The organism is Blastococcus sp. SYSU DS1021, from assembly GCF_054050995.1.
In genome coordinates this window covers 1-20,392 of record NZ_JBJHAL010000041.1, presented here as the reverse complement: position 1 = coordinate 20,392, position 20,392 = coordinate 1, and the positions used below count along the sequence as shown (strand labels likewise).

The 20,392-nt window shown below is 76.0% G+C and carries 21 protein-coding genes and 1 tRNA gene; 15 read left to right on the top strand and 7 right to left on the bottom strand.

Annotated features, from left to right (window positions below; all coding sequences use genetic code 11):
• Nucleotides 1-114: 114 nt before the first annotated feature.
• A complete protein-coding gene (gene selD, locus ACI8AP_RS20655) occupies nt 115-1,122 on the bottom strand; it encodes a selenide, water dikinase SelD (protein ID WP_456591247.1) in 1,008 nt (335 codons plus the stop codon).
• 10 nt (nt 1,123-1,132) lie between these two features.
• Nucleotides 1,133-1,714 (bottom strand): helix-turn-helix transcriptional regulator, encoded by a 582-nt coding sequence (locus ACI8AP_RS20650; protein ID WP_456591246.1) that lies wholly within the window; start codon nt 1,712-1,714, stop codon nt 1,133-1,135.
• Nucleotides 1,715-1,764: 50 nt separating this feature from the next.
• Here ACI8AP_RS20650 and ACI8AP_RS20645 point away from each other — a divergent pair.
• The 4 genes from ACI8AP_RS20645 to ACI8AP_RS20630 all read left to right on the top strand — a co-directional run bounded on the left by ACI8AP_RS20645 (nt 1,765) and on the right by ACI8AP_RS20630 (nt 5,382).
• A tRNA-OTHER gene (locus ACI8AP_RS20645) sits at nt 1,765-1,860 on the top strand.
• 30 nt (nt 1,861-1,890) lie between these two features.
• The gene (gene selA, locus ACI8AP_RS20640; RefSeq protein WP_456591245.1) at nt 1,891-3,207 is read left to right on the top strand and encodes an L-seryl-tRNA(Sec) selenium transferase; all 1,317 of its coding nucleotides are present in this window, start codon (nt 1,891-1,893) and stop codon (nt 3,205-3,207) included.
• The gene (selB, locus tag ACI8AP_RS20635; protein ID WP_456591244.1) at nt 3,198-4,943 is read left to right on the top strand and encodes a selenocysteine-specific translation elongation factor; all 1,746 of its coding nucleotides are present in this window, start codon (nt 3,198-3,200) and stop codon (nt 4,941-4,943) included. Before selA ends, selB begins: the two co-directional genes overlap by 10 nt.
• Nucleotides 4,944-5,007: 64 nt before the next feature.
• A complete protein-coding gene (locus tag ACI8AP_RS20630; RefSeq protein ID WP_456591243.1) occupies nt 5,008-5,382 on the top strand; it encodes a PH domain-containing protein in 375 nt (124 codons plus the stop codon).
• Between the two features lie 72 nt (nt 5,383-5,454).
• Here ACI8AP_RS20630 and ACI8AP_RS20625 read toward each other — a convergent pair whose 3' ends face one another.
• Complete coding sequence (locus ACI8AP_RS20625) at nt 5,455-6,234, bottom strand: enoyl-CoA hydratase-related protein (protein WP_456591242.1); 780 nt, start codon at nt 6,232-6,234, stop codon at nt 5,455-5,457.
• Nucleotides 6,235-6,274: 40 nt separating this feature from the next.
• Between ACI8AP_RS20625 and hemW the strand changes: the two genes are divergently transcribed.
• The 7 genes from hemW (at nt 6,275) to ACI8AP_RS20590 (ending at nt 11,711) form a co-directional block, all read left to right on the top strand.
• Nucleotides 6,275-7,513 carry a radical SAM family heme chaperone HemW gene (gene hemW / locus ACI8AP_RS20620; RefSeq protein WP_456591241.1) on the top strand — a complete coding sequence of 413 codons (1,239 nt, stop codon included), beginning with the start codon at nt 6,275-6,277 and terminating at the stop codon, nt 7,511-7,513.
• Nucleotides 7,514-7,671: 158 nt separating this feature from the next.
• Nucleotides 7,672-7,827, top strand: coding sequence for a hypothetical protein (locus tag ACI8AP_RS20615; RefSeq protein WP_456591240.1), 156 nt, complete (start codon nt 7,672-7,674; stop codon nt 7,825-7,827).
• An 88-nt stretch (nt 7,828-7,915) separates the two neighbouring features.
• Nucleotides 7,916-8,230 carry a TraR/DksA family transcriptional regulator gene (locus tag ACI8AP_RS20610; protein WP_456591239.1) on the top strand — a complete coding sequence of 105 codons (315 nt, stop codon included), beginning with the start codon at nt 7,916-7,918 and terminating at the stop codon, nt 8,228-8,230.
• A 92-nt stretch (nt 8,231-8,322) separates the two neighbouring features.
• Nucleotides 8,323-9,231, top strand: coding sequence for an ATP-binding cassette domain-containing protein (locus ACI8AP_RS20605; RefSeq protein WP_456591238.1), 909 nt, complete (start codon nt 8,323-8,325; stop codon nt 9,229-9,231).
• Nucleotides 9,228-9,974, top strand: coding sequence for an ABC transporter permease (locus tag ACI8AP_RS20600; protein ID WP_456591237.1), 747 nt, complete (start codon nt 9,228-9,230; stop codon nt 9,972-9,974). Before ACI8AP_RS20605 ends, ACI8AP_RS20600 begins: the two co-directional genes overlap by 4 nt.
• Nucleotides 9,975-9,996: 22 nt before the next feature.
• Nucleotides 9,997-11,109: a sensor histidine kinase gene (locus ACI8AP_RS20595; protein WP_456591236.1), complete on the top strand. Its 1,113-nt coding sequence runs from the start codon at nt 9,997-9,999 to the stop codon at nt 11,107-11,109.
• Entirely contained in the window at nt 11,106-11,711 is a 606-nt protein-coding gene (locus ACI8AP_RS20590; RefSeq protein ID WP_456591235.1) for a response regulator, read from the top strand. The genes ACI8AP_RS20595 and ACI8AP_RS20590 overlap by 4 nt, the downstream gene beginning before the upstream one ends.
• A gap of 1 nt (nt 11,712) precedes the next feature.
• On the opposite strand, the gene ACI8AP_RS20585 is transcribed toward ACI8AP_RS20590, so the two are convergent.
• Complete coding sequence (locus ACI8AP_RS20585; protein ID WP_456591248.1) at nt 11,713-12,087, bottom strand: type II toxin-antitoxin system VapB family antitoxin; 375 nt, start codon at nt 12,085-12,087, stop codon at nt 11,713-11,715.
• A gap of 266 nt (nt 12,088-12,353) precedes the next feature.
• Between ACI8AP_RS20585 and hrcA the strand changes: the two genes are divergently transcribed.
• Genes hrcA through ACI8AP_RS20570 form a run of 3 tightly spaced genes read left to right on the top strand, consistent with a single transcriptional unit; the run spans nt 12,354 to nt 15,278 of the window.
• On the top strand, nt 12,354-13,376 hold the full coding sequence (gene hrcA / locus ACI8AP_RS20580) for a heat-inducible transcriptional repressor HrcA (protein WP_456591234.1): 1,023 nt from the start codon (nt 12,354-12,356) through the stop codon (nt 13,374-13,376).
• 15 nt (nt 13,377-13,391) lie between these two features.
• A complete protein-coding gene (gene dnaJ / locus ACI8AP_RS20575) occupies nt 13,392-14,522 on the top strand; it encodes a molecular chaperone DnaJ (protein WP_456591233.1) in 1,131 nt (376 codons plus the stop codon).
• Nucleotides 14,523-14,525: 3 nt separating this feature from the next.
• Nucleotides 14,526-15,278 (top strand): 16S rRNA (uracil(1498)-N(3))-methyltransferase, encoded by a 753-nt coding sequence (locus ACI8AP_RS20570; RefSeq protein WP_456591232.1) that lies wholly within the window; start codon nt 14,526-14,528, stop codon nt 15,276-15,278.
• Between the two features lie 116 nt (nt 15,279-15,394).
• Here ACI8AP_RS20570 and ACI8AP_RS20565 read toward each other — a convergent pair whose 3' ends face one another.
• The 3 genes from ACI8AP_RS20565 to ACI8AP_RS20555 all read right to left on the bottom strand — a co-directional run bounded on the left by ACI8AP_RS20565 (nt 15,395) and on the right by ACI8AP_RS20555 (nt 18,713).
• A complete protein-coding gene (locus ACI8AP_RS20565) occupies nt 15,395-17,014 on the bottom strand; it encodes a PhnE/PtxC family ABC transporter permease (RefSeq protein ID WP_456591231.1) in 1,620 nt (539 codons plus the stop codon).
• Nucleotides 17,011-17,691, bottom strand: a complete 681-nt coding sequence (locus tag ACI8AP_RS20560; RefSeq protein WP_456591230.1) for a phosphonate ABC transporter ATP-binding protein — start codon at nt 17,689-17,691, stop codon at nt 17,011-17,013. The genes ACI8AP_RS20565 and ACI8AP_RS20560 overlap by 4 nt, the downstream gene beginning before the upstream one ends.
• 62 nt (nt 17,692-17,753) lie before the next feature.
• Nucleotides 17,754-18,713 carry a putative selenate ABC transporter substrate-binding protein gene (locus tag ACI8AP_RS20555; RefSeq protein WP_456591229.1) on the bottom strand — a complete coding sequence of 320 codons (960 nt, stop codon included), beginning with the start codon at nt 18,711-18,713 and terminating at the stop codon, nt 17,754-17,756.
• Between the two features lie 326 nt (nt 18,714-19,039).
• Here ACI8AP_RS20555 and ACI8AP_RS20550 point away from each other — a divergent pair, with 326 nt between their 5' ends.
• Nucleotides 19,040-20,218: an ABC transporter substrate-binding protein gene (locus ACI8AP_RS20550; protein WP_456591228.1), complete on the top strand. Its 1,179-nt coding sequence runs from the start codon at nt 19,040-19,042 to the stop codon at nt 20,216-20,218.
• The last annotated feature ends 174 nt before the right edge of the window (nt 20,219-20,392 follow it).

Genomic DNA, 20,392 nt, shown 5'->3' with positions numbered 1-20,392 from the left:
TCGCTCGTTCCTCGCTGCGATGCTCCTGGGGCTGTCAGCGGACGATGGCTCTGGTCCGCTTCCGCGCCCCAGTCCGCTCCTCGCTCGTTCCTCGCTGCGATGCTCCTGGGGCTGTCAGCGGACGATGACCACGTGCTCCTGGCGCGGCACGAACTCGCCGATCACCGGGGAGCCGGCGACCTCGCCGCCGAGCAGGAGCCCGCCGGAGGTCTGGGCGTCGGCGAGCAGCAGCGCCTCGTCCTCGCCGACCGCGGAGAGGTCGGCGTGCGGGCGCACCCAGTCCAGGTTGCGCCGGGTGCCGCCGGAGACGAACCCCGCCGCCAGCGCCTCACGCGCGCCGGCCAGGTAGGGGACGGCGGCCGCGTCGACGACGGCGGTGACCCCGCTGGCCCGCGCCATCTTGTAGAGGTGCCCGAGCAGGCCGAACCCGGTGACGTCGGTGCCCGCGCGGATGCCGGCGGCCACTGCGGCCCGGCCGGCGTCGCGGTTGAGCGCGGTCATCGAGGCGACCGCCTCCTCCGACACCTCGCCCGTGGCCTTCATCCGGCTGTTGAGCACGCCCACGCCGAGCGGCTTGGTGAGGCTCAGCGGTGTGCCGGCGACCGCGCCGGCGTTGGTGATGATCCGGTCGACGTCGACCACGCCGGTGACCGCCATCCCGTATTTCGGCTCCGGGTCGTCGATGGAGTGGCCGCCGCCGACGTGGCAGCCCGCCTCCTGCGCCACCTCCAGCCCGCCGCGCAGCACCTCCGCCGCCAGCTCGGCAGGCAGCACGTCGCGCGGCCAGCCGAGCAGGTTGACCGCCACGACGGGCGTGCCACCCATGGCGTAGACGTCGGAGAGCGCGTTCGCGGCGGCGATCCGGCCGAAGGTGTACGCGTCGTCCACGACGGGGGTGAAGAAGTCGGTGGTCAGCACCAGCCCCTGCCCGCCGGCGAGGCGCACGACGGCCGCGTCGTCGCCGTCGTCCAGGCCGACGACGAGCTCGGCCGCCGGGTCGACCGGCCCCTGCGCGGTGAGCCCGGCGACGACGGCCTCGAGCTCCCCGGGCGGGATTTTGCAGGCGCACCCCCCGCCGTGGGCGTACTGGGTGAGCCGGATGCGCGCGGGTGCGGTGGTCACGGCCCCGAATCTAGGCCCGCCCGCCGGGCAGCACCCGGAGCCGGGGTGGCTCGGGGACCGGCGGGGTTCGGGGAAGCCGCCGCCCGGCCGGGTGCCCGGGGGACGGCGGCCCGCCGATCCCGGCGAGCTCACGACGCGGAGCCGCCTCGTCGGTGACCTCGGCCCCGCCGATGCGGTCCTCCCGGAACCAGCGCAGCGCCTGGCGCTCGCGGCACCAGGCCACCAGGAAACGGTGCGCCCCGGTGTGGACCAGCAGCTGCGGCTCCACCGCCCGCTCCGACCAGCGGTTCTGGCCGTCGCAGTAGTGCAGCACCACGACGCGCCGCTCGGCCAGCCCACGCTCCAGACGCCGCCGCACCTCGGCGTCCCGTGCGGCCTCGGCGGCCAGCCAGCGGCTGCTCGCCAGCAGCCGCGCCCGCTGGGCCGGATCGGGCTCCAGCGCCGTCAGCACCTTCTCCAGCGCCGTCTGCCCCGCCTCGGCATAGGGCCCCGCGGCCGGGGCGGCCAGCGCGGCGGCGACGGCGGCGGCCTCCTCGGGCGTGAGGGGGACCGGCGGCAGCGTGGCCGGGGTGCGGGGCTCGGTGCGGTTCACGCTGCCGATGCTGGCAGCGACCACCGACAGTTCCACGTAGGCTGCCGGGCGGAGGCGTCAGGGTGTCTGGTGGCCCCCGCGGCCTCTAAAGCCGACGTGGCCGAGCATCTCGGCCAGGCGGGTTCGATTCCCGTCCGCCTCCGCCAGCTCCCGCCCCGCACCTACGCTGCGGGGCGATGACGACCGACCCGCGCCGCCAGGTGCCCCGCACGGACACGCTGCTCGCCGACCCCCGCCTCGCCGGCGCCGGCGAGCGGCTGGGGCGCGTCCTGGTGAAGGGCGCCGTCCAGCGCGTGCAGCAGCGCATCCGGGCCGGCGAGGTGGCGCCGGACGCCGCCGTCGACGCCGTCCTCGCCGACCTCCCGCCCACAGCCGGCAGCCTGCGCCCGGTGCTCAACGCCACCGGCGTCGTCGTGCACACCAACCTCGGCCGCGCGCCCCTGTCGGAGGCCGCCGTCGCGGCGGTGGCCGCGGCGAGCGGCACCACCGACGTCGAGCTCGACCTGCGCACCGGTCGCCGGGGCCCGCGGGGGGAGGCGGCCATCGCGGCGCTGCTGGCGGCGGTCCCGGCCGCGGAGGCCGCGCTCGTGGTGAACAACTGCGCGTCCGCGCTGGCGCTGGTGGCCACCGCGCTGGGGCAGGGCCGGGAGCTGGTGCTCGCCCGCGGCGAGCTGGTCGAGATCGGCGACGGCTTCCGCATCCCCGAGCTGCTGGAGAGCACCGGCGCCCGGCTGCGCGAGGTCGGCGCCACCAACCGCGTCGCCCTGGCCGACTACCGCGGGGCGCTCGGCCCGGACACCGGCGCGGTGCTGAAGGTGCACCCGTCCAACTTCGTGGTGCGCGGCTTCACCCGGGCGGTCGAGGTGCACGAGCTCGCGGCGGCGCTCGAGGGCACCGGGATCCCGCTGGTCGCCGACGTCGGCTCGGGGCTGCTCCGGCCGCATCCGGTGCTCCCCGACGAACCCGACCTGCAGACGGCGCTCGCCGCCGGTGCGGACCTCGTGCTCGCCAGCGGTGACAAGCTGCTCGGCGGCCCCCAGGCCGGCCTCGTCCTCGGCCGCGCGGAGCTGGTGCAGCGCCTGCGCCGGCACCCGCTCTACCGGGCGTTCCGGGTCGACAAGACCACGCTGGCCGCGCTGGAGGCGACGCTGCGCGGCCCGCTGCCGCCCGTGCAGCGGATGCTCGCCGCCGACGTCGAGGAGCTGCGGGCACGGGCCCGGGCGCTGGCGGAGCGCCTGGCGGCCGGGGGCGTGGACGCGCTCGCGGTGGACGCCGACTCCCGCGTCGGCGGGGGAGGGGCGCCCGAGCACCCGCTGCCCGGGGCCGCGGTCGCGCTGCCCGAGCGGTTCGCCGAGCCGCTGCGCCTGGGCGCCACCCCGGTGGTCGGCTACGTCGAGGACGGTCGCACGCTGCTCAACCTGCGCAGCGTCGATCCCTCCGACGACGGCACCCTCGCCGCGGCCGTCCTGGAGGTGGTCCGCCGGTGGACGTGATCGCGACCGCGGGTCACGTGGACCACGGCAAGTCGGCCCTCGTGCGCGCGCTCACCGGCATGGAGCCCGACCGGTGGGCCGAGGAGCGCCGCCGCGGGCTGACCATCGACCTCGGCTTCGCCTGGACCACCCTGCCCTCGGGGCGCCGGCTGGCCGTCGTGGACGTGCCCGGACACGAACGGTTCGTGGGCAACATGCTCGCCGGCGTCGGCTCGGTGCCGGCCGCGCTGGTCGTGGTCGCGGCCGACGACGGCTGGTCGGCGCAGACCGCCGAGCACGTCGCCGTCCTGGACGCCCTCGGGGTGCGGCACGCCCTGCTCGCCGTCACCAAGGCCGACCTCGCCGACCCCGCGCCGGTGCTCGCCGACGTGCGCGAGCGGCTGGCCGCGACGTCGATGGGCGAGGTCCCCGGCGTCGCGGTCAGCTCGATCACCGGGCAGGGGCTGGCCGAGCTGACCGCTCGGCTGGAGGAGCTCCTCGGCGCGCTCCCGGCCCCGGACCCCGACGCGCCGGTGCGTCTCTGGATCGACCGGGCCTTCAGCATCAAGGGGGCCGGCACGGTGGTCACCGGGACGCTCGCCGCCGGAGCGGTCGCGCCCGGCGACCGGTTCCTGCTGGGGGACCGCGAGGTCACGGTGCGCGGCGTGCAGTCGCTCGGCGAGCCGGTCGAGCGGGCCGCGGCCACCGCGCGCGTGGCGCTCAACCTGCGCGGTGTCGCGGTCGAGGACCTCTCGCGCGGTGACGCGCTGCTCACCCCGGGCGCGTTCCGGCTGACCGACGTCGTCGACGCGACGCTGGCCGGGGCGCCGGAGGAGCGGCTGCCGGCCGAGCCGGTGGTGCACGTCGGCTCCGCGACGGTGGGTGCGCGGCTGCGGCCGCTGGACGGCCGGGCGGTGCGGCTGCGCCTCGCCTTCCCGCTGCCGCTGCGGATCGGTGACCGGCTGCTGCTGCGCGACCCCGGCGCCCGGCGGGTGCTCGGCGCCGACGTGCGCGACGTCGACCCGCCCGAGCTCCGCCGCCGCGGCGCCGCCCGGCAGCGGGCCGCCGAGCTGGTGGCGCAGCCCGCCGGCTCCGACGGCGCCTCGGCCGACCTCGCCCGCCGCCGGATCGTGCGCTCCGCCGACTTCGCCGCGATGGGCTGGCCGGTACCTGCCGGGGCGACCCGGCTCGGCCCCTGGCTGCTGGCCGCCGGGCTGGCCGACGAGCTCGCCGCGCGGGTGCCCGAGATCGTCGCCCGCTACCGGCGGTTGCGGCCGCTGGAGCCGGGGCCGCCGGCGGAGGTGGTGCGCCGGGCGCTCGAGCTGCCCGATGCCGAACTGGTGCCGGCGCTGGTCCGCGAGCCGCTGGTGCTGCGCGAGGGCCGCGTCGTCGACGGCGCGGCGGACCTGCCGCCGGAGGTCCAGCGGGCGGTCGACGCCGTTCGTGCCCGGCTGGCGGCCGATCCGTTCGCCGCTCCGGAGGCGCCCGAGCTCGCCGACGCGGGGCTGGGCACCCGGGAGCTCGCGGCGGCCGTCCGCAGCGGGCAGCTCGTGCGCGTCGGGGAGGGCGTCTACCTGGCTCCCGGCGTCGACACGGTGGCCCGGGAGCGGCTCGCGCGGATCCCGCAGCCGTTCACCCTCAGCCAGGCACGGCAGGCGTGGGGGACCAGCCGCCGGGTCGCGGTGCCCCTCATGGAGTGGCTGGACGCCCGGGGCATCACCGAGCGGCTGCCCGACACCACCCGCCGGCTGCGGTAGGCAGCCTGTCCCGGGCTCCGCGCGTCGAGGACGACTCCCGTGCTCCGGCACCTAGCGTGCGGGGGTGATCGACTTCTCCAACGGTTCCGTCTTCAAGCTCAACCCCGCGAATCCCCAGGACATCGGTCCCGCCGTGGCGCCGCTGCTCATCCAGGGGGAGCAGATCGTCGCCTGCTTCAAAGCGGTGCGTGACTTCGTCGTCTTCACGAACAAGCGGCTCATCGCCGTGAACGTGCAGGGCATGACGGGCAAGAAGCGGGACTTCACGTCCCTTCCCTACAGCAAGGTGCAGGCGTTCTCGATCGAGACCGCCGGGACGTTCGACCTCGACGCGGAGTTGGACCTCTGGTTCAGCGGGCTCGGGAAGGTCCGGCTGGAGTTCAAGGGCAACGCGGACATCCGTCAGCTCGGGCAGATGATCGCCACCTACGTCCTCTGACGAGCCTGGTCCCCGCTCGCTCGTGCCCTGCCCACCCCTGTGGGCAGGGCACGAGCATGCGGCGGGAACAGGTCAGTCCGTGGCTGGGACCCAGCGGGCGGGGCGCTTCTCCCGGAACGCCGCGATGCCCTCCTGGCCCTCCTCGCCGGCGAAGAAGCGCGCCGACAGGTCGAGCAGGGGCTCGAACTCGAGCCGTGGCTGGCGTGCCCGCAGCAGCCGCTTGGTCTCGGCCAGGGCGGCCGGCGCACCGGCGGCCAGCGCGGTGAGCTGCCCGGCGAGGACGGCGTCGACCTCGTCGTCACCGGCCACCAGGTCGACCAGCCCTCCGTCGGCGGCGGTCGCGGCGTCGAAGACCTCGCCGCTGAGCATGAGCCGGTGGGCCACGTGGGTGCTCATCCGGGGGAGGACGACGGCGGAGATCACCGCCGGCACCAGGCCCAGGCGCACCTCGGAGAAGGCGAACGTCGCCGACTCCGCCGCGACGACGACGTCGCAGGCCGCCAGCAGCCCGACCCCTCCGGCGCGGGCCGGACCGCGCACCACCGCCACCACGGGCTTGGGCGAGGACCAGACCAGCTCCAACAGCTCCGGGAACTCGCGCACGCCCTGGCTCTCCGACGAACCGCCGGCCGCCTCGGAGAGGTCCATCCCCGAGCAGAACACCCGGCCGGTGTGGTCGAGCACGACCACCCGCACCGCGTCGTCGGCCAGGGCATCGGCCAGCGCCGCGCGCAGCTCGGCCCGCATCGCCCGCGACAGCGCGTTGCGGTTGGTGGGGGAGTCCAGCGTCAGGGTGGCGACGCCGCGCGAGACGGACACCTGCAGCACTCGGTCGGAGGTCACGTCCGGCATCCTGCCGCCCCGGTGGCCCGGCGCGGCACACTGGGAGCAGATGAACACCGTCCTGCCGCTGATCGACGACGCCGGCCTGCCGCCCGGGTCCCCCGGCCCCGACCGGCTCCCCGGCAGCGCCCGCGAGGGGGTCACGACGACGCCGTTCGGCCTGTACGTGCACGTCCCGTTCTGCGCGACCCGCTGCGGCTACTGCGACTTCAACACCTACACCTCCGACGAGCTCGGCCCCGGCGCCACCCGCAGCGAGTACGCGGGCACCGCGATCGCCGAGCTGGAGCGCGCCGTCCGGACCCTGGGCCCGGACCTGCCGACCGTCTCCACGGTCTTCGTCGGCGGCGGCACGCCGACGCTGCTGCCGGCCGACGACCTCGCCGCCGTGCTCGAGGCCGCCCGCGGGCTCTTCCCGTTCGCCGACGACGTCGAGGTGACCACGGAGGCCAACCCCGAGACCGTCTCGCCCGCCTCGCTGGCCCGGCTGCGCGAGGCCGGCTTCACGCGGGTCAGCCTCGGCATGCAGTCGGCGGCGCCGCACGTGCTCGCCGCGCTGGACCGCCGGCACACCCCCGGCCGCGCCGTCGAGGCGGCGCACGAGGCCCGCGCGGCGGGGTTCGAGCACGTCAACCTGGACCTGATCTACGGCACGCCCGGGGAGACCGACGCCGACTGGGCCGCCTCCCTCGACGCGGTCCTCGCCTCGCCGGTCGACCACGTCAGCGCCTACGCGCTGATCGTCGAGGAGGGCACCAAGCTGGCCCGGCGGGTCAAGCGGGGCGAGCTGCCCATGCCCGACGACGACGTCCTCGCCGACCGCTACGAGCAGGCCGACGCGACGCTGCGCACGGCAGGCTTCGAGTGGTACGAGGTGTCGAACTGGGCCACCGCCGACGCCGCCCGCTGCCGGCACAACGAGCTGTACTGGGCCAATGCGAACTGGTGGGGGATCGGGCCGGGCGCGCACAGCCACGTCGGCGGCGTCCGCTGGTGGAACGTGAAGCACCCCGCGGCCTACGCCGACCGGCTGGCCCGCGGCGAGAGCCCGGCGCAGGACGCCGAGCTGCTCGACGACGACGACCGCGCACTGGAGGCGGTGATGCTCGGGTTGCGGCTGCGCGCCGGACTGCCGCTGACCGCGCTCACCGGCACCGGGCGTGCGCGGGCGGCCGAGGCGGTCGCAAGCGGTCTCCTGGACCCGCTGGCGCACGCGAACGGGCGGGCCGTCCTCACCGACAGGGGCCGCCTGCTCGCCGACGCGGTGGTCCGCGACCTCACCGACTGACGGAGGACCCGTCCCCGTCCCTCACACGCTCGGGACGAGCTTCGGAACACGACCGAGGGTGGCTCGGTTCATCCGAAAGGGCGAGATTGGTCCGGCCGTCGTGGGCTATGGTCCCCGTTCCGGCAACGGGGCCGGGTGTTCGGAGGGGGTGGTCGGTCGTGACCGTGCCAGGAGTGCGCCCAGCGGCGGCCCCACCGTTCGCCCTGTCCGGCGGTGCCCGGCTCGCCCTCGCGATGAACCGCCGTGCCCGCGGGCTGCGTGGCCTCGACGTCCTCCGCCGCAGCCAGGACCGGGCCCCGCCGCGTCGCTCCTGACTCCGTCCCGGAGTCCCCGCACCAATCCCGACGCGCCACCGACCGGTGACCGCGTCTTCCCGCGTTGCCCCGAGAAGGAGATCCCCGCATGTCTGCCAGCATCGACAGCACGACCGCCGCCTCGGCGAACCGCTTCCGCACCCTCCTGGAGGAGCAGCGCGCCGACTGCGCGCAGCAGCGCGAGGAGGCGCTCGCCGAGTGCGCGACCTCGGTGCCCGACCCGGTCGCCCAGCGCCGCAGCGCCGACCTGCAGCGCACCATCGAGGAGATCGACGCCGCGCTCGCCCGCCTCGACGACGGCAGCTACGGCCGCTGCACCGGCTGCGGTACCGCCATCCCCGAGGAGCGGCTCGAGCTGCGCCCGTTCGCCCGCACCTGCGTGGCCTGCACGCCCGCCGCCTGACCGGGTGCGCCGGTCGCGTCTGACGGATGTCAGGGGCGACCGGCGACGTCCGGCACTACTGCGCTCCGGCCCCGCGGGAGCAGGCTCGTCGCATGCCTCCCGCACCCGCTCTCGACATCCGCGGGCTGACCGTCCGCTACGGCGACGCGGTCGCCGTCGACGACCTCGACCTCACCATCCCGTGCGGCCAGACCGTCGCCCTGCTCGGGCCCAACGGCGCCGGCAAATCGACCGTCGTCAACGCCGTGCTGGGCCTGCTGACCCCGACGGCCGGGGAGATGCGCGTGCTCGGCCGCAGCCCGGGCGACGCCGTCCGGGCCGGCAGCGTCGGCGCGATGCTGCAGCACGGCGGGCTGCCCAGCGAGGCCCGGGTCGGCGAGGTGCTCCACCTGGTGCGCCGCAGTTTCCCGACGGCGTGGCCGCTGGACGACCTCGTGGTCACCGCGGGCATCGACGGGCTGCTCGACCGGCCGGTGGAGGCGCTCTCCGGTGGTCAGCGCCAGCGCGTCCTGCTGGCCCTGGCCCTCGCCGGCGCACCGCCACTGCTGCTGCTCGACGAGCCCACCTCCGCCATGGACGTCGAGGCGCGCCGTGCGTTCTGGACGACGATGCGCGGCCTGGCCGGCCGCGGGCACACCGTCGTCTTCGCCACCCACCACCTCGACGAGGCCGACGCGGTCGCCGACCGGGTGGTCGTGGTCGCCGGCGGGCGGGTGGTCGCCGACGGCACCGCCGCGGAGGTCAAGGCCGGGGTCGGCGGGCGCACCGTCTCCTTCACGGCCGCTCCGGAGCGGCGGTTCGACGCCGTTCCGGGGGTCACCGCGGTGACCTGGCAGGGGAGCACGGTGCGGCTGGCGACGACCGACGTCGACGCCACCCTGCGGGCGTTGCTGGCCGACGGCGGCCTGCCCGACCTCGAGGTGCGCGGCGCGTCCCTCGAGGACGCCGTCCTCTCGCTGATCCCCACCCGCCGGCCGAGCACGATCGGAGCCGCCCGATGAGCCCGCTGTTCGCCTTCCAGCTGCGCCGCGTGGGGCGCAACAAGCAGTTCCTCTTCTTCACCGTGCTGCTGCCCGCGCTGTTCACGATCTTCCTGACCAGGATCATCGGGGGGCAGATGACCGGTGCGGCGGCGCAGCAGGAGGCCGCCGCCGCGATCATGGTCTCGATGATGGCCTACGGGGCCATCGGGGCGTCCCTGGGCGCGACCATCCGCATCTCGTTCGACCGCGCCTCGGGCTGGCTCCGCCAGCTCCGGGTGACCCCCGTGCCGCAGACCCAGGTGTTCGCCGTCGACGTCGCCGTCGGGGTGCTGCTGACCCTGCCGAGCCTGCTGGTCGTCGCGCTGGTCGGGCGGTTCGTCAACGGGGTGCAGCTGCCGGCCGGCACGTGGCTGGCGCTCCTCGCCGTGCTGTGGGCGGGGTCGGCGGCGTTCGTGGCCCTCGGCATCCTGGTCGGGCTGTCGCTGGACGAGAAGGCGGCCGGTGGCGCCATCGGCATCCTGGGTGTGGTGCTGGCGGCGCTGGGCGGGCTGTGGTGGCCGGTGGAGATGCTGCCCGAGGCGATGCGCGGCCTGGCGTACAGCCTGCCCTCGTACTGGTACGCCGAGCTCGGCCGCGACGTGGTCGCCGGTGGGTGGCCGTCGGCGGTCGCAGTGCTGGCGATGGCCGGGTACACCGCCGCCTTCGGAGCCCTCGCGGTGTCCGTCGCCCGCGCCCGGCCGCTGCACGCGGTCGCGGGCTGAGCCGACCGCTACCGTGCCCGTCGTGGACGCCCCGAGCCGCTGGCAGCGCCTGGGCTGGGCCGTGCCGTGGCTGCTGTTCCAGGCCTTCCCGATCGCGGACCTGGTCAGCACGCCGCGGCCCGTGGCGGTGCAGGTGGTGGCGGCCGTCGCCCTCGTCGCCTTCACCGTCGTCTACCTCGGCGTCTTCGGCGAGGTCTTCGGGAGCCGCCGGGACTGGCCCCGCGTGCAGCTCGTGGTCGTCGCCGTCCTGGGGGTCGGGCTGGCCGTCTGGCTGGGCCCCGCGTGGGCCGGGTTGATGATCTACGTCTCGGCGGCGGCGTCGGTGGCCCTGCCCGCGCGGTGGGTGTGGCCGGCGGTCGTCGGCGCGGCCGCGGTGTGCGCCGGGGTGCTGACCGCCCACGGCGTCCTCGGCGACGTCTTCATCCTGCCGGTGATCTGCCTGCTCACCGCGTTCGCCCTGCGGGGGATGCGGCAGCTGATGAGCGTCAACGCCGAGCTGGTGGAGGCGCGCGAGGAGCTGGCCCGCAACGCCGTCACCGAGGAGCGGCTGCGGTTCGCCCGCGACCTGCACGACCTGCTCGGGCACAGCCTGTCGCTGATCGCGCTCAAGAGCGAGCTCGCCGGCCGGCTGGCCGAGCGCGACCCGGTGCGCGCCCGCCAGGAGATGGCCGACGTCGAGGCCGCCGCGCGCCGGGCGCTCGCCGAGGTCCGCGACGCGGTCAGCGGCTACCGCCAGGTGAGCCTGGCCCAGGCGCTGGCCGAGGCCCGCTCGGCGCTCTCGGCCGCGGGCATCGCGCTGCGGGCACCGGCTCCGGGCCGATCGCTGCCGGCGCCGGTCGACGCGGTGCTCGGCTGGGTGGTGCGGGAGGCCACCACGAACGTGCTCCGGCACAGCGCCGCCCGGTCGGTCACGGTGAGCCTCGCGGAGACGGACGAGGACGTGGAGCTGAGCGTGACCGACGACGGCCGGGGCGGGGACGCGCCCGCCGGCGCCGGCCTGTGCGGGCTGGCCGAGCGGGTGGCCGCGGTGGGGGGCCGGCTGACGCACGGGCCGGTCGACGGCCGCGGGTTCCGGCTCACCGCCTTGGTGCCGCTCAGCAGCGCGGTCCGCGCCTCGCCCGTGGCGGCGTCGTGATCCGGGTGCTCATCGCCGAGGACCAGACGATGGTCCGCGGGGCGCTGCGCGCGCTGCTGGAGCTCGAGGACGACATCGAGGTGGTGGCGGAGGTGGGCCGGGGCGACGCCGTGGCGGCGGCCGCCGTGGAGCACCGACCCGACGTCGCCCTGCTGGACATCGAGATGCCCGGCGCCGACGGGCTCGCGGCCGCCCGGGAGCTGGCGACGGCGCTGCCCGGGTGCCGCGCGGTCATCCTGACGACGTTCGGCCGGCCGGGGTTCCTGCGCCGCGCCATGGAGGTCGGCGCCGCGGGCTTCCTGGTCAAGGACGCGCCCGTGAGCGAGCTGGCGCAGGGCATCCGGGCGGTGATGGCCGGCGAGCGGGTCATCGACCGCGACCTGGCGGCCGCCGCCCTGGCCATCGGGGCCACGCCGCTGTCGACCCGGGAGGCCGACGTGCTGCGCGCCGCGGCCGACGGGGCGACCGTCGCGGACATCGCCGGCCGGCTCTTCCTGTCGGAGGGGACGGTGCGCAACTACCTGTCGTCGGCGATCGGGAAGACCGGCGCCCGCACCCGGGTGGAGGCGGCCCGCGTCGCGGAGGAGAAGGGCTGGCTCTAGGTCAGCTGTCCCGCGGCCCGGGCACCGGTGGCTGCGCCGGGAGCGATGCCGTGCTCGGGCCGTCCGGCGTCTGCACAGGGGTGAGCGCGTCGAGGTCGAGCACCCGCACGTGGATGACCGTGCGCTGCTGCAGCGCCGCGCGCAGCGCCCGGTGCAGCCCGTCCTCCAGGTACAGCTCCCCGTGCCACTGCACCGCGTGCGGGAAGAGGTCGCCGTAGAAGGTGGAGTCGTCGGCGAGCAGCGCGTCGAGGGCCAGCTCGCGCTTGGTGGTCGTCAGCGTGTCCAGCCGGACCTGGCGGGGCGGGATCATCGCCCAGTCGCGGGTGGACAAGCCGTGGTCGGGATAGGGGCGCCCGTTGCGCACGCCTTTGAAGATCAGGGGACCGACCTCCGCTCTCCGCCCCCGCCCGGGGCACCGACCGTTACCAGCCTAGCCGTCGGAACGGCGCCGTACCCCCGCCCGTGCGGCCCCGTCCGGGGGCTCGCCGCGAGCCTGCGAGCGGGGGAGGAGGACGGGCTGCTTCGCGTATGCTGGCCTGGCACTCTGTCCGTGCGAGTGCCAGCCGGGGCGAACCGGGGCCGGCGTCGGTCCCGCCCCCGGGGCGCGGCACGGCGCGTCGACCGGTACGGGGAGGTGTCACCGTGGCGCACGACGAACGGCGCCTGGAGGTGCTCCGGGCCATCGTCCAGGACTTCGTCTCCACCAACGACCCGGTGGGCAGCAAGGCCCTCGCCGAGCGGCACGACCTGGGCGTCTCCCCGGCGACCATCCGCAACGACATGGCGGTGCTGGAGGAGCAGGGGTACATCACCCAGCCGCACACCAGCGCCGGCCGGGTACCCACCGACAAGGGCTACCGGTTGTTCGTCGACCGGCTCTCGGCGGTGAAGCCGCTGTCGGCCGCCGAGCGCCGGGCGATCGAGCGCTTCCTCGACGGCGCCGTCGACCTGCACGACGTCCTCGGCCGGACGGTGCGGCTGCTCGCGCAGCTGACCCGCCAGGTGGCGGTCGTCCAGTACCCGACGCTGTCGCGCAGCGCCGTCCGGCACCTCGAGGTGGTGCAGGTGGCGGTGGGCCGGCTGCTGCTGGTGCTCATCACCGACACCGGCCGGGTCGAGCAGCGCGTCGTCGACTGCCCGGCCGACGTCGACCCGACTGCGGTGCCCGAGCTGCGTGCCCTGCTCAACTCCGCCTTCGCCGGGGTGAAGCTGGGCGAGGCCGGGGACAAGGTGCCCGGGCTGCTGGAGACCGCGCCGCCGCACCTGCGGGGGCTGGTCGCCGCGGTCAGCGCCACGCTGGTGGAGACCCTCGTCGAGCCCAGCGAGGACCGGCTGGTCATCGGTGGGACGGCCAACCTCGCACGGGGCACCGCCACCGACTTCCCCGGCACGCTCCGGCCCCTGCTGGAGGCCCTCGAGGAACAGGTCGTCGTGCTGCGCCTGATGAGCGAGGTCGACGCCGGCACCGTGCTGGTGCGCATCGGTGAGGAGAACGCCCACGAGGCGTTGAGCGGGGCCTCGCTGGTCACCGTCGGGTACGGCTCGGGTGACCGGGCGCTCGGCGGCCTCGGGGTCGTGGGACCGACCCGCATGGACTACCCAGGAAACATGGCCGCGGTGCGAGCCGTGGCCCGCTACGTCGGCCACCTGCTGGCCGAGAGCTGAGGACGAGACTTTTCGATGGCGACCGACTACTACGGCGTGCTGGGCCTGGCCCAGGGAGCGACCGATCAGGACATCAAGCGCGCCTACCGGCGGCTCGCGCGCGACCTGCACCCGGACGTCAACCCCGATCCGGAGGCCAAGGAGCGCTTCCAGGAGGTCACCCGCGCCTACGAGGCGCTGACCGATCCGGAGAAGCGCCGGATCGTGGACCTGGGCGGTGACCCCTTCGACAGCGGCGCCGGGGGTGCCGGTGGCTTCGCCGGTGCCGGGTTCGGCGGCCTGGGCGACATCATGGACGCCTTCTTCGGCGGCGCGGCCACCCGTGGCCCGCGCAGCCGCACGCGGGCCGGGCGGGACGCGCTGATCCCGGTGGAGCTGGAGCTGGACGAGACCGTCTTCGGCACCACGAAGGACCTCACCGTCGACACCGCCGTGCTCTGCGACACCTGCGCCGGCGCCGGGACCGCCCCCGGCACCCACCCGGCCACCTGCGGTACGTGCTCCGGCCGCGGCGAGGTGCAGAGCGTGCAGCGCGGCTTCCTCGGGCAGGTCGTCTCCAGCCGCATCTGCCCGACCTGCTCGGGCACCGGCCAGGTCATCCCGCAGCCGTGCCCGAAGTGCGCGGGCGACGGCCGGGTGCGGGCCCGCCGCACCCTGTCGGTGAAGGTGCCGCCGGGCGTGGAGGACGGGATGCGGATCCGGCTCACCGGCCAGGGCGAGGTCGGCCCCGGTGGCGGGCCGGCCGGCGACCTCTACGTGGAGGTGCACGAGCGGCCGCACGAGGTGTTCACCCGCGATGGCGAGGACCTGCACTGCCGGGTTACGCTGCCGATGACCTCCGCGGCGCTGGGCACCACGCTGACCCTCAAGACGCTCGACGGCGAGGAGGAGCTCGACATCCGCCCGGGCACCCAGTCGGGCAGCGTGCTCACCCTCCGCGCGCACGGGGCACCGCGGCTGCGTGCCACCGGGCGCGGTGACCTGCTGGTGCACGTCGAGGTGCAGACGCCGACGAAGCTCGACGCCGAGCAGGAGAAGCTGCTGCGCGAGCTGGCCGCCCTCCGGGGGGAGGACCAGCCCGGTGCCAACCGGGAGGCCCAGGGCGGCCTGTTCTCCCGGGTCCGCGACGCCTTCCACGGGCGCTGATCCATGAGCACCGAGGCCCCCGAGCTCGACGGCGTCCCGCTGTTCCTCGTCGACGAGCTGCCCGAGGTCCCGGAGCTGCTCGTCGCCGGGCAGGAGGGGCGGCACGCCGTCGACGTGCTGCGCCTGCAACCGGGCGAGCGGGTGCACGTCGGTGACGGCGCGGGCACCGTCGCCGAGGGCGAGGTCGTCGCCGCCGGCCGCGAGGGTCTGCGCGTCGCCGTGCGGAACCGGTTCGAGGTACCCGCGCCGGACCCGGAGTTCGTGCTGGTGCAGGCCCTGCCCAAGGGGGACCGGGGCCCGCTGGCCGTCGACCTGGCCACCGAGCTCGGCGTCGACCGGATCGTGCCGTGGCAGGCCGCGCGCTGCGTGACCCGCTGGCGCGACGACCGGGTGGAGAAGGGCCTGGCCAAGTGGCGGGCCGCGGCCCGGGCGGCGAGCAAGCAGTCCCGGCGGCCGCGGCTGCCCGAGGTGACCGCGCCGATGAGCACCCGGGAGGTCGCCGGGGTGCTCGCCGACGCCGACCTCGCCGTCATCCTGCACGAGCAGGCCCGCCGGCCGCTGGCCGAGCTGGCCGTGCCCACCTCGGGCACCGTGGTGATCGTCGTCGGCCCGGAGGGCGGGCTCTCCGACGGCGAGGTCGTCGCGTTCCACGCGGCCGGGGCCGAACCGGTGCGGCTGGGCCCGGAGGTGCTGCGCACCTCCACCGCGGGCGCCGCCGCCCTGGCGGCGCTGTCCGTCACCGCACGCTGGAGGTAGGGCGTTCCCCGCCGCGGGGCCCGGAGGGCTCCCGGCAGGGAACGCGGACGCACTCGTCGCAGCCGGGGAACGGCACCTGGCCGTGGTGCGGCCCGGAGGGTCGCAGTGTCATCGCCTCATCGAACTGCGGCGCGGGCGCGGTCGCTGACCAGGTCGACGAGGAAGGTCAGCAGCACGATCGCCGCCAGCACGGTGGTGACGCCTGCCCAGTCGAAGGCCGACATCCGTGCCGACAGCAGCACCCCGATCCCGCCGGCGCCGAGCAGGCCGACGAGGACGGTGTCGCGGATCGCCACCTCCCAGCGGTAGAGCGACAGCGCGAGCACCGGGCCGGCGAGCGCCGGGGCGGAGCCGTAGAGCCACCGGCCGACCGGAGAGGCCCCCATGGCGCGCAGCGCCTCGGCCGGGCGCCGGTCGGTTTCCTCGACCGCCTCGCCGACCAGCCGGCCGAGCACGCCCAGGGTGTAGACCCCGAGGGCCAGCGCTCCGGGCAGGACGCCGGGCAGCAGGACGAACAACGCGACCAGCGCCCACACCGGTGGCGGGACGGCGCGCAGCAGGAGCAGGGCCAGCCGGGTGAGCACCCCGGCGGTGCGTCGCACCGGCCCGGCCGGGCCGGGCGGGCGCGCGGCGAGGGCGGCCAGCGCCACCACGCCGGCGGCGGCGAACGCGATCGCCAGGATCGACATGCGCAGGGCCTCCAGAGCGGTGGACCAGACGTCGCCGAGCAGATCGCCGTCCAGGGCAGGTGGCCACGCGGCCGAGGCGACGTAGGCCAGTTGCTCGCGGGTGCGTGCGGAGACCAGCGCGGCGGGGGAGAGCGCCAGGTACCAGGCCGCCCACGCGACCGCGGCGACGACGGCGAGCACCGCGCCGGTCAGCAGCGGATCACGCCGGGACCCCGTGCCCGTGCGCCGGGGTGCCGCGACCCGGCGGCGCACGGCCCGGCCGCCGACGTCGGCCAGCAGGCACAGCAGCGCGAGCGCGTAGACCGTCGTCCACACCTGCGCCCAGCGCAGCGAGGTGAAGGAGAGCGCCAGCTGGTAACCGAGCCCGCCGGCCCCGATCAGCCCCAGGACGACGGCTGACCGGACCGCGCACTCCAGCCGGTAGAAGGAGTACGAGAGCAGCCCGCCGGCGGCCGCGGGCAGCAGCCCGTACAGCGCCGCCGTCCCCCGCCCGGCGCCTGCCGCGAGGAGGGCGTCGTAGCTGCCCCGGGGCACCTCGTCCAGCAGGTCGGCGAAGACCTTGGCGGTGATCGCGCCGTACGGGACGGCGATCGCCAGCACGCCCACCCACGGGTCGAGCCCGAGCACGTTGACCAGCAGCAGGCCCCACACCGCCTCGTGCAGCCCCCGGGGCAGCGCCAGCACCCCGCGGGTCAGCAGCCAGCCGGTGCGCCGTCCTCCCCAGGCGGTCCGGGAGACCGGGACCGCGGCCAGCGCGCCGAGCAGCACGGCCAGCCCGGCGCCGAGCACGGCGTAGGCGACGGTGACCAGGGTGGAGCCCGCGACGACGCGGAGGAACTCGCCGCCCAGCTCCGGGCGCAGCGCGGCGGAGAGGAAGCGGCCGACCTGGGCGGTGCCGGCCGGGTTGAGCACCGGCCCGGAGAACAGCCCGCTGCCGGCCAGCGCCCAGCCGAGCAGGCTGAGCCCGGCCAGCCCCCAGACCCACCGCCTCCGGTCCCGGCGCAGCCGGAGCTCGGGAGGTGCCGCCCGGTCGAGGACGGTCGTCACCGGGTGACCCCGTAGAACCGCTCCAGCTCCGCCACCGTCAGGCCGCGGGCGGGGGCGTCCAGGACGATCCGGCCGGCGGCAAGGCCGACGACCCGGTCGCAGTGGCGCAGCGCCAGGGCCGGGTCGTGCAGGCAGGCCAGCAGCGCGCCACCCCGCCCGGTCGCGAGGTCGCCGAGCAGGCCGAGGGCGAGGTCGGCCAGCGCCGGGTCGAGGGCCGACGCCGGCTCGTCGGCGAGCACGAGCTCCGGCTGCTGCACGAGCAGGCGGGCCAGCGCCACCCGTTGCCGCTGCCCTCCCGACAGCCGGTCGGTGCGCTCGTACATCCGGTCGGCGAGGCCCACCCGCTCCAGGGCCTGCCGCACCGTCGACGGGTCCTGCGGGCGGAGCAGCGACCACGCCGCCCGGCCGGCCGGCCACCGACCCAGCCGCCCGGCGTTGACGTTGTGCACCACCCGCAGCGCGCCGGTCAGCTCCAGGTGCTGGTGGACGGTGCCGGTGCGGGCCCGCAGCCGGCGCAGGTCCCGGCCGCGCAGCGCCGTCGGGTCCTCGCCGAGGACCCGCACCTGCCCCGCGGTCGGGGTCACCGCGCCGTTGAGCACGTTCAGCAGCGTCGACTTGCCCGCTCCCGAGGCGCCGACGACGGCGACCCGCTCGCCGGCGGCCACCGCGAGGTCCACCCCGGCGAGGGCAGGCGTGCCGCCGAAGCGGACCTCGATACCGGTGAGCCGCGCGATCTCGGTCAGTTGACCAGCCCCAGGTCCCGGCCGATCTGCTCGATCTGGTCGTAGTTCGCCGCCTCGGTGGGGAGGAACGCCCCCGCGCCGAACAGCCCGAGCACCTCGGCGTCCTGCGGATCCTGCGCGGACAGGCCGGTGAAGTACCCGGTCAGCCGGTCGGGCAGGTCGTCGCCGAACCGTTCGACGGCGCCGGGGCCGAGCAGCCAGTGGTAGTCGTGGTAGGCGGGGGTCCGTGCGTAGCGGACGACCGCCGGGTCGATCTCCCCGGCGGCCGCGCGGGACTCGTAGACCTGCTCGTTCAGCACGCCGGCCTGGTAGCTGCCGGAGGCGACGAGGGACAGCGTCGCGTCGTGCGAGCCGGAGAACCCCGGGCCGCCCGGGAAGCCCTCCGGGTCGACGCCGGCCTCGCGCAGGAAGTAGGCGGGCATGAGCCGGCCCGAGGTCGAGGTCTCGCTGCCGTAGGTGAAGCGCAGGTCGCCGAGCGGGGTGAGGTCCTCGGACGGGGACAGGCCGGTGCTCGCGTTCACCACGAAGACGGAGTGGAACTCCTCGTCGATGTCGCGCTGCGCGATCGGGACGGCGCCGGGGGTCTGCAGCCGCGCCTGGACGCCGGTGAGACCGCCGAACCAGACCAGGTCCAGGTCGCCGGTGCGGAACAGCGAGACGGCGGCGGCGTAGTCGGTGACGGGCCGGTACTCGACGTCGACGTCGAGCGCCCGGGCCATGGAGTCGGCCACGGTGCCGTGGAGCCGCTGCAGGACCTCGGGGTCCTGGTCGGGGATGGCGCCGATGCGCAGCGGCCCCGGGGAGGACGGTGCGGGGTCCGAGGTGCGGCCGCAGCCGGCGAGCGCGGCGGCGAGGGCGGCGCCGGTGCCGGCCAGCAGGGCGCGGCGGGAGAGGTGGGGGAGGAGTGCGGGACCGGGGACGGGGCCACCCGACCGGGCGGCGCGAGCGGGACGCACTACGTCCTCGCCCGGGGAACGGGCACGGGCACGGGAACCTCCGTGGTCGGTGGTGGGGGGCGTCCCATCCTCTACCCCGCGTGCCGGGAGCGGCGCGCCGCGCCTCCGACGCGCGTCCCCGGGGACCGGGTCGGTCACGTACTGGTCACGCTTGCCACGCCCCTAGGGGAAGCCCGGCCGCGGCTGCCTACTGTGACGGCCGTAACCCGGCCGACCGACCTCGGTCGGCCCACGATGCCGGGGTGACACGGGCAGTGCCCGTCCGACCCGGGGAACGCGCGGCCGCCTCGGCGGTGCGCGGTCGTCGTGCTCGACAAGGGAGAGACATGCGCACCAAGCTCCACACCGTCGCCGCGGCCGGCGCCGCGGCCCTCCTCCTCGCCTCCTGCGGCTCCGGTGAGTCCGACGGCGGGGGAACCGCTGCCTCCGGAGAGCTGACCGGCGAGGGCAGCGGCGAATCCTGCACCATCGAGGGCGAGGTGCCCCTCGGCGCGGTGCTCAGCCTCACCGGCGCCGCGGCCAGCTACGGCGAGTCGCAGCAGCGCGGCCTGCAACTGGCCGCCGCGGAGCTCGCCGAGCAGGGCGGCGTCACCTACGACCTCACGATCGAGGACGACCAGACCGATCCGCGCCAGGCCATCACGCTGTTCGACGAGTTCGTCTCCGACGGCGTGAGCCTGATCATCGGCCCCACGCTGTCGAACGCCGCCGTCCAGGCCGACCCGATCGCCCAGGACGCAGGCGTCCCCGTGCTGGGGATCTCCAACACCGCCGAGGGCGTCACCGAGATCGGCGACTACATCTTCCGCGCCTCGCTCACCGAGCAGGCGGTGATCCCGCAGACGATCGCCCAGGCGACCGAGCAGTTCGGGCTCCAGGACGTCGTGGTCATGTACAGCAACGACGACGCCTTCACCGAGTCCGGCTACGAGGCGTTCGCCGCCGCGCTGGAGGAGGAGGGCGTGAACATCAGCGAGACGATCACCTTCTCCAAGTCCGACACCGATTTCCGCGCCCTGCTCACCCAGGCCCGGGAGAACGACCCCGACGCGCTGGTCGTCTCCGCCCTGATCGAGGCAGCGGTGCCGCTGGTGACCCAGGCCCGTGAGCTCGGCATCGACGTGCCGATCATCGGCGGCAACGGGTTCAACAACCCGCGGCTCATGGCCGACGCGGGCGAGGCGGCCGAGGGCGTCGTCGTCGGCGCCGCCTGGAACTCCTCGTCCGACAACCCGGAGAACCAGGCGTTCCTCGAGGCCTACGAGGCCGAGTACGACGCCCAGCCCGACCAGTTCGCGGCGCAGGCCTACGCCGGGCTGAAGCTGGTCGACCAGGCCGTGCGCGCCAACTGCTCCGGCGAGCGCGACAGCATCCAGGAAGCGCTCGGCGAGATCGAGGACGTGCCCACCGTCCTCGGCGAGTTCTCCATCGACGAGAACCGGGACGCCGACCACCCGGCCGTCGTGCAGGTCGTCGAGAACGGCCAGTTCGCCGTCCTGGAGTGATCTGCTCCGCGGCGCCGGCCCCCTGATCGGCCGGCACCGCGCTGCGACCCCGGGGGGGGGGGGGGGGGGGGGGGGGGGGGGGGGGGGGGGGGGGGGGGGGGGGGGGGGGGGGGGGGGGGGGGGGGGGGGGGTGGGGCGGGGGGGGGTTCCACTGTTACCGGACTGGTTCTATAA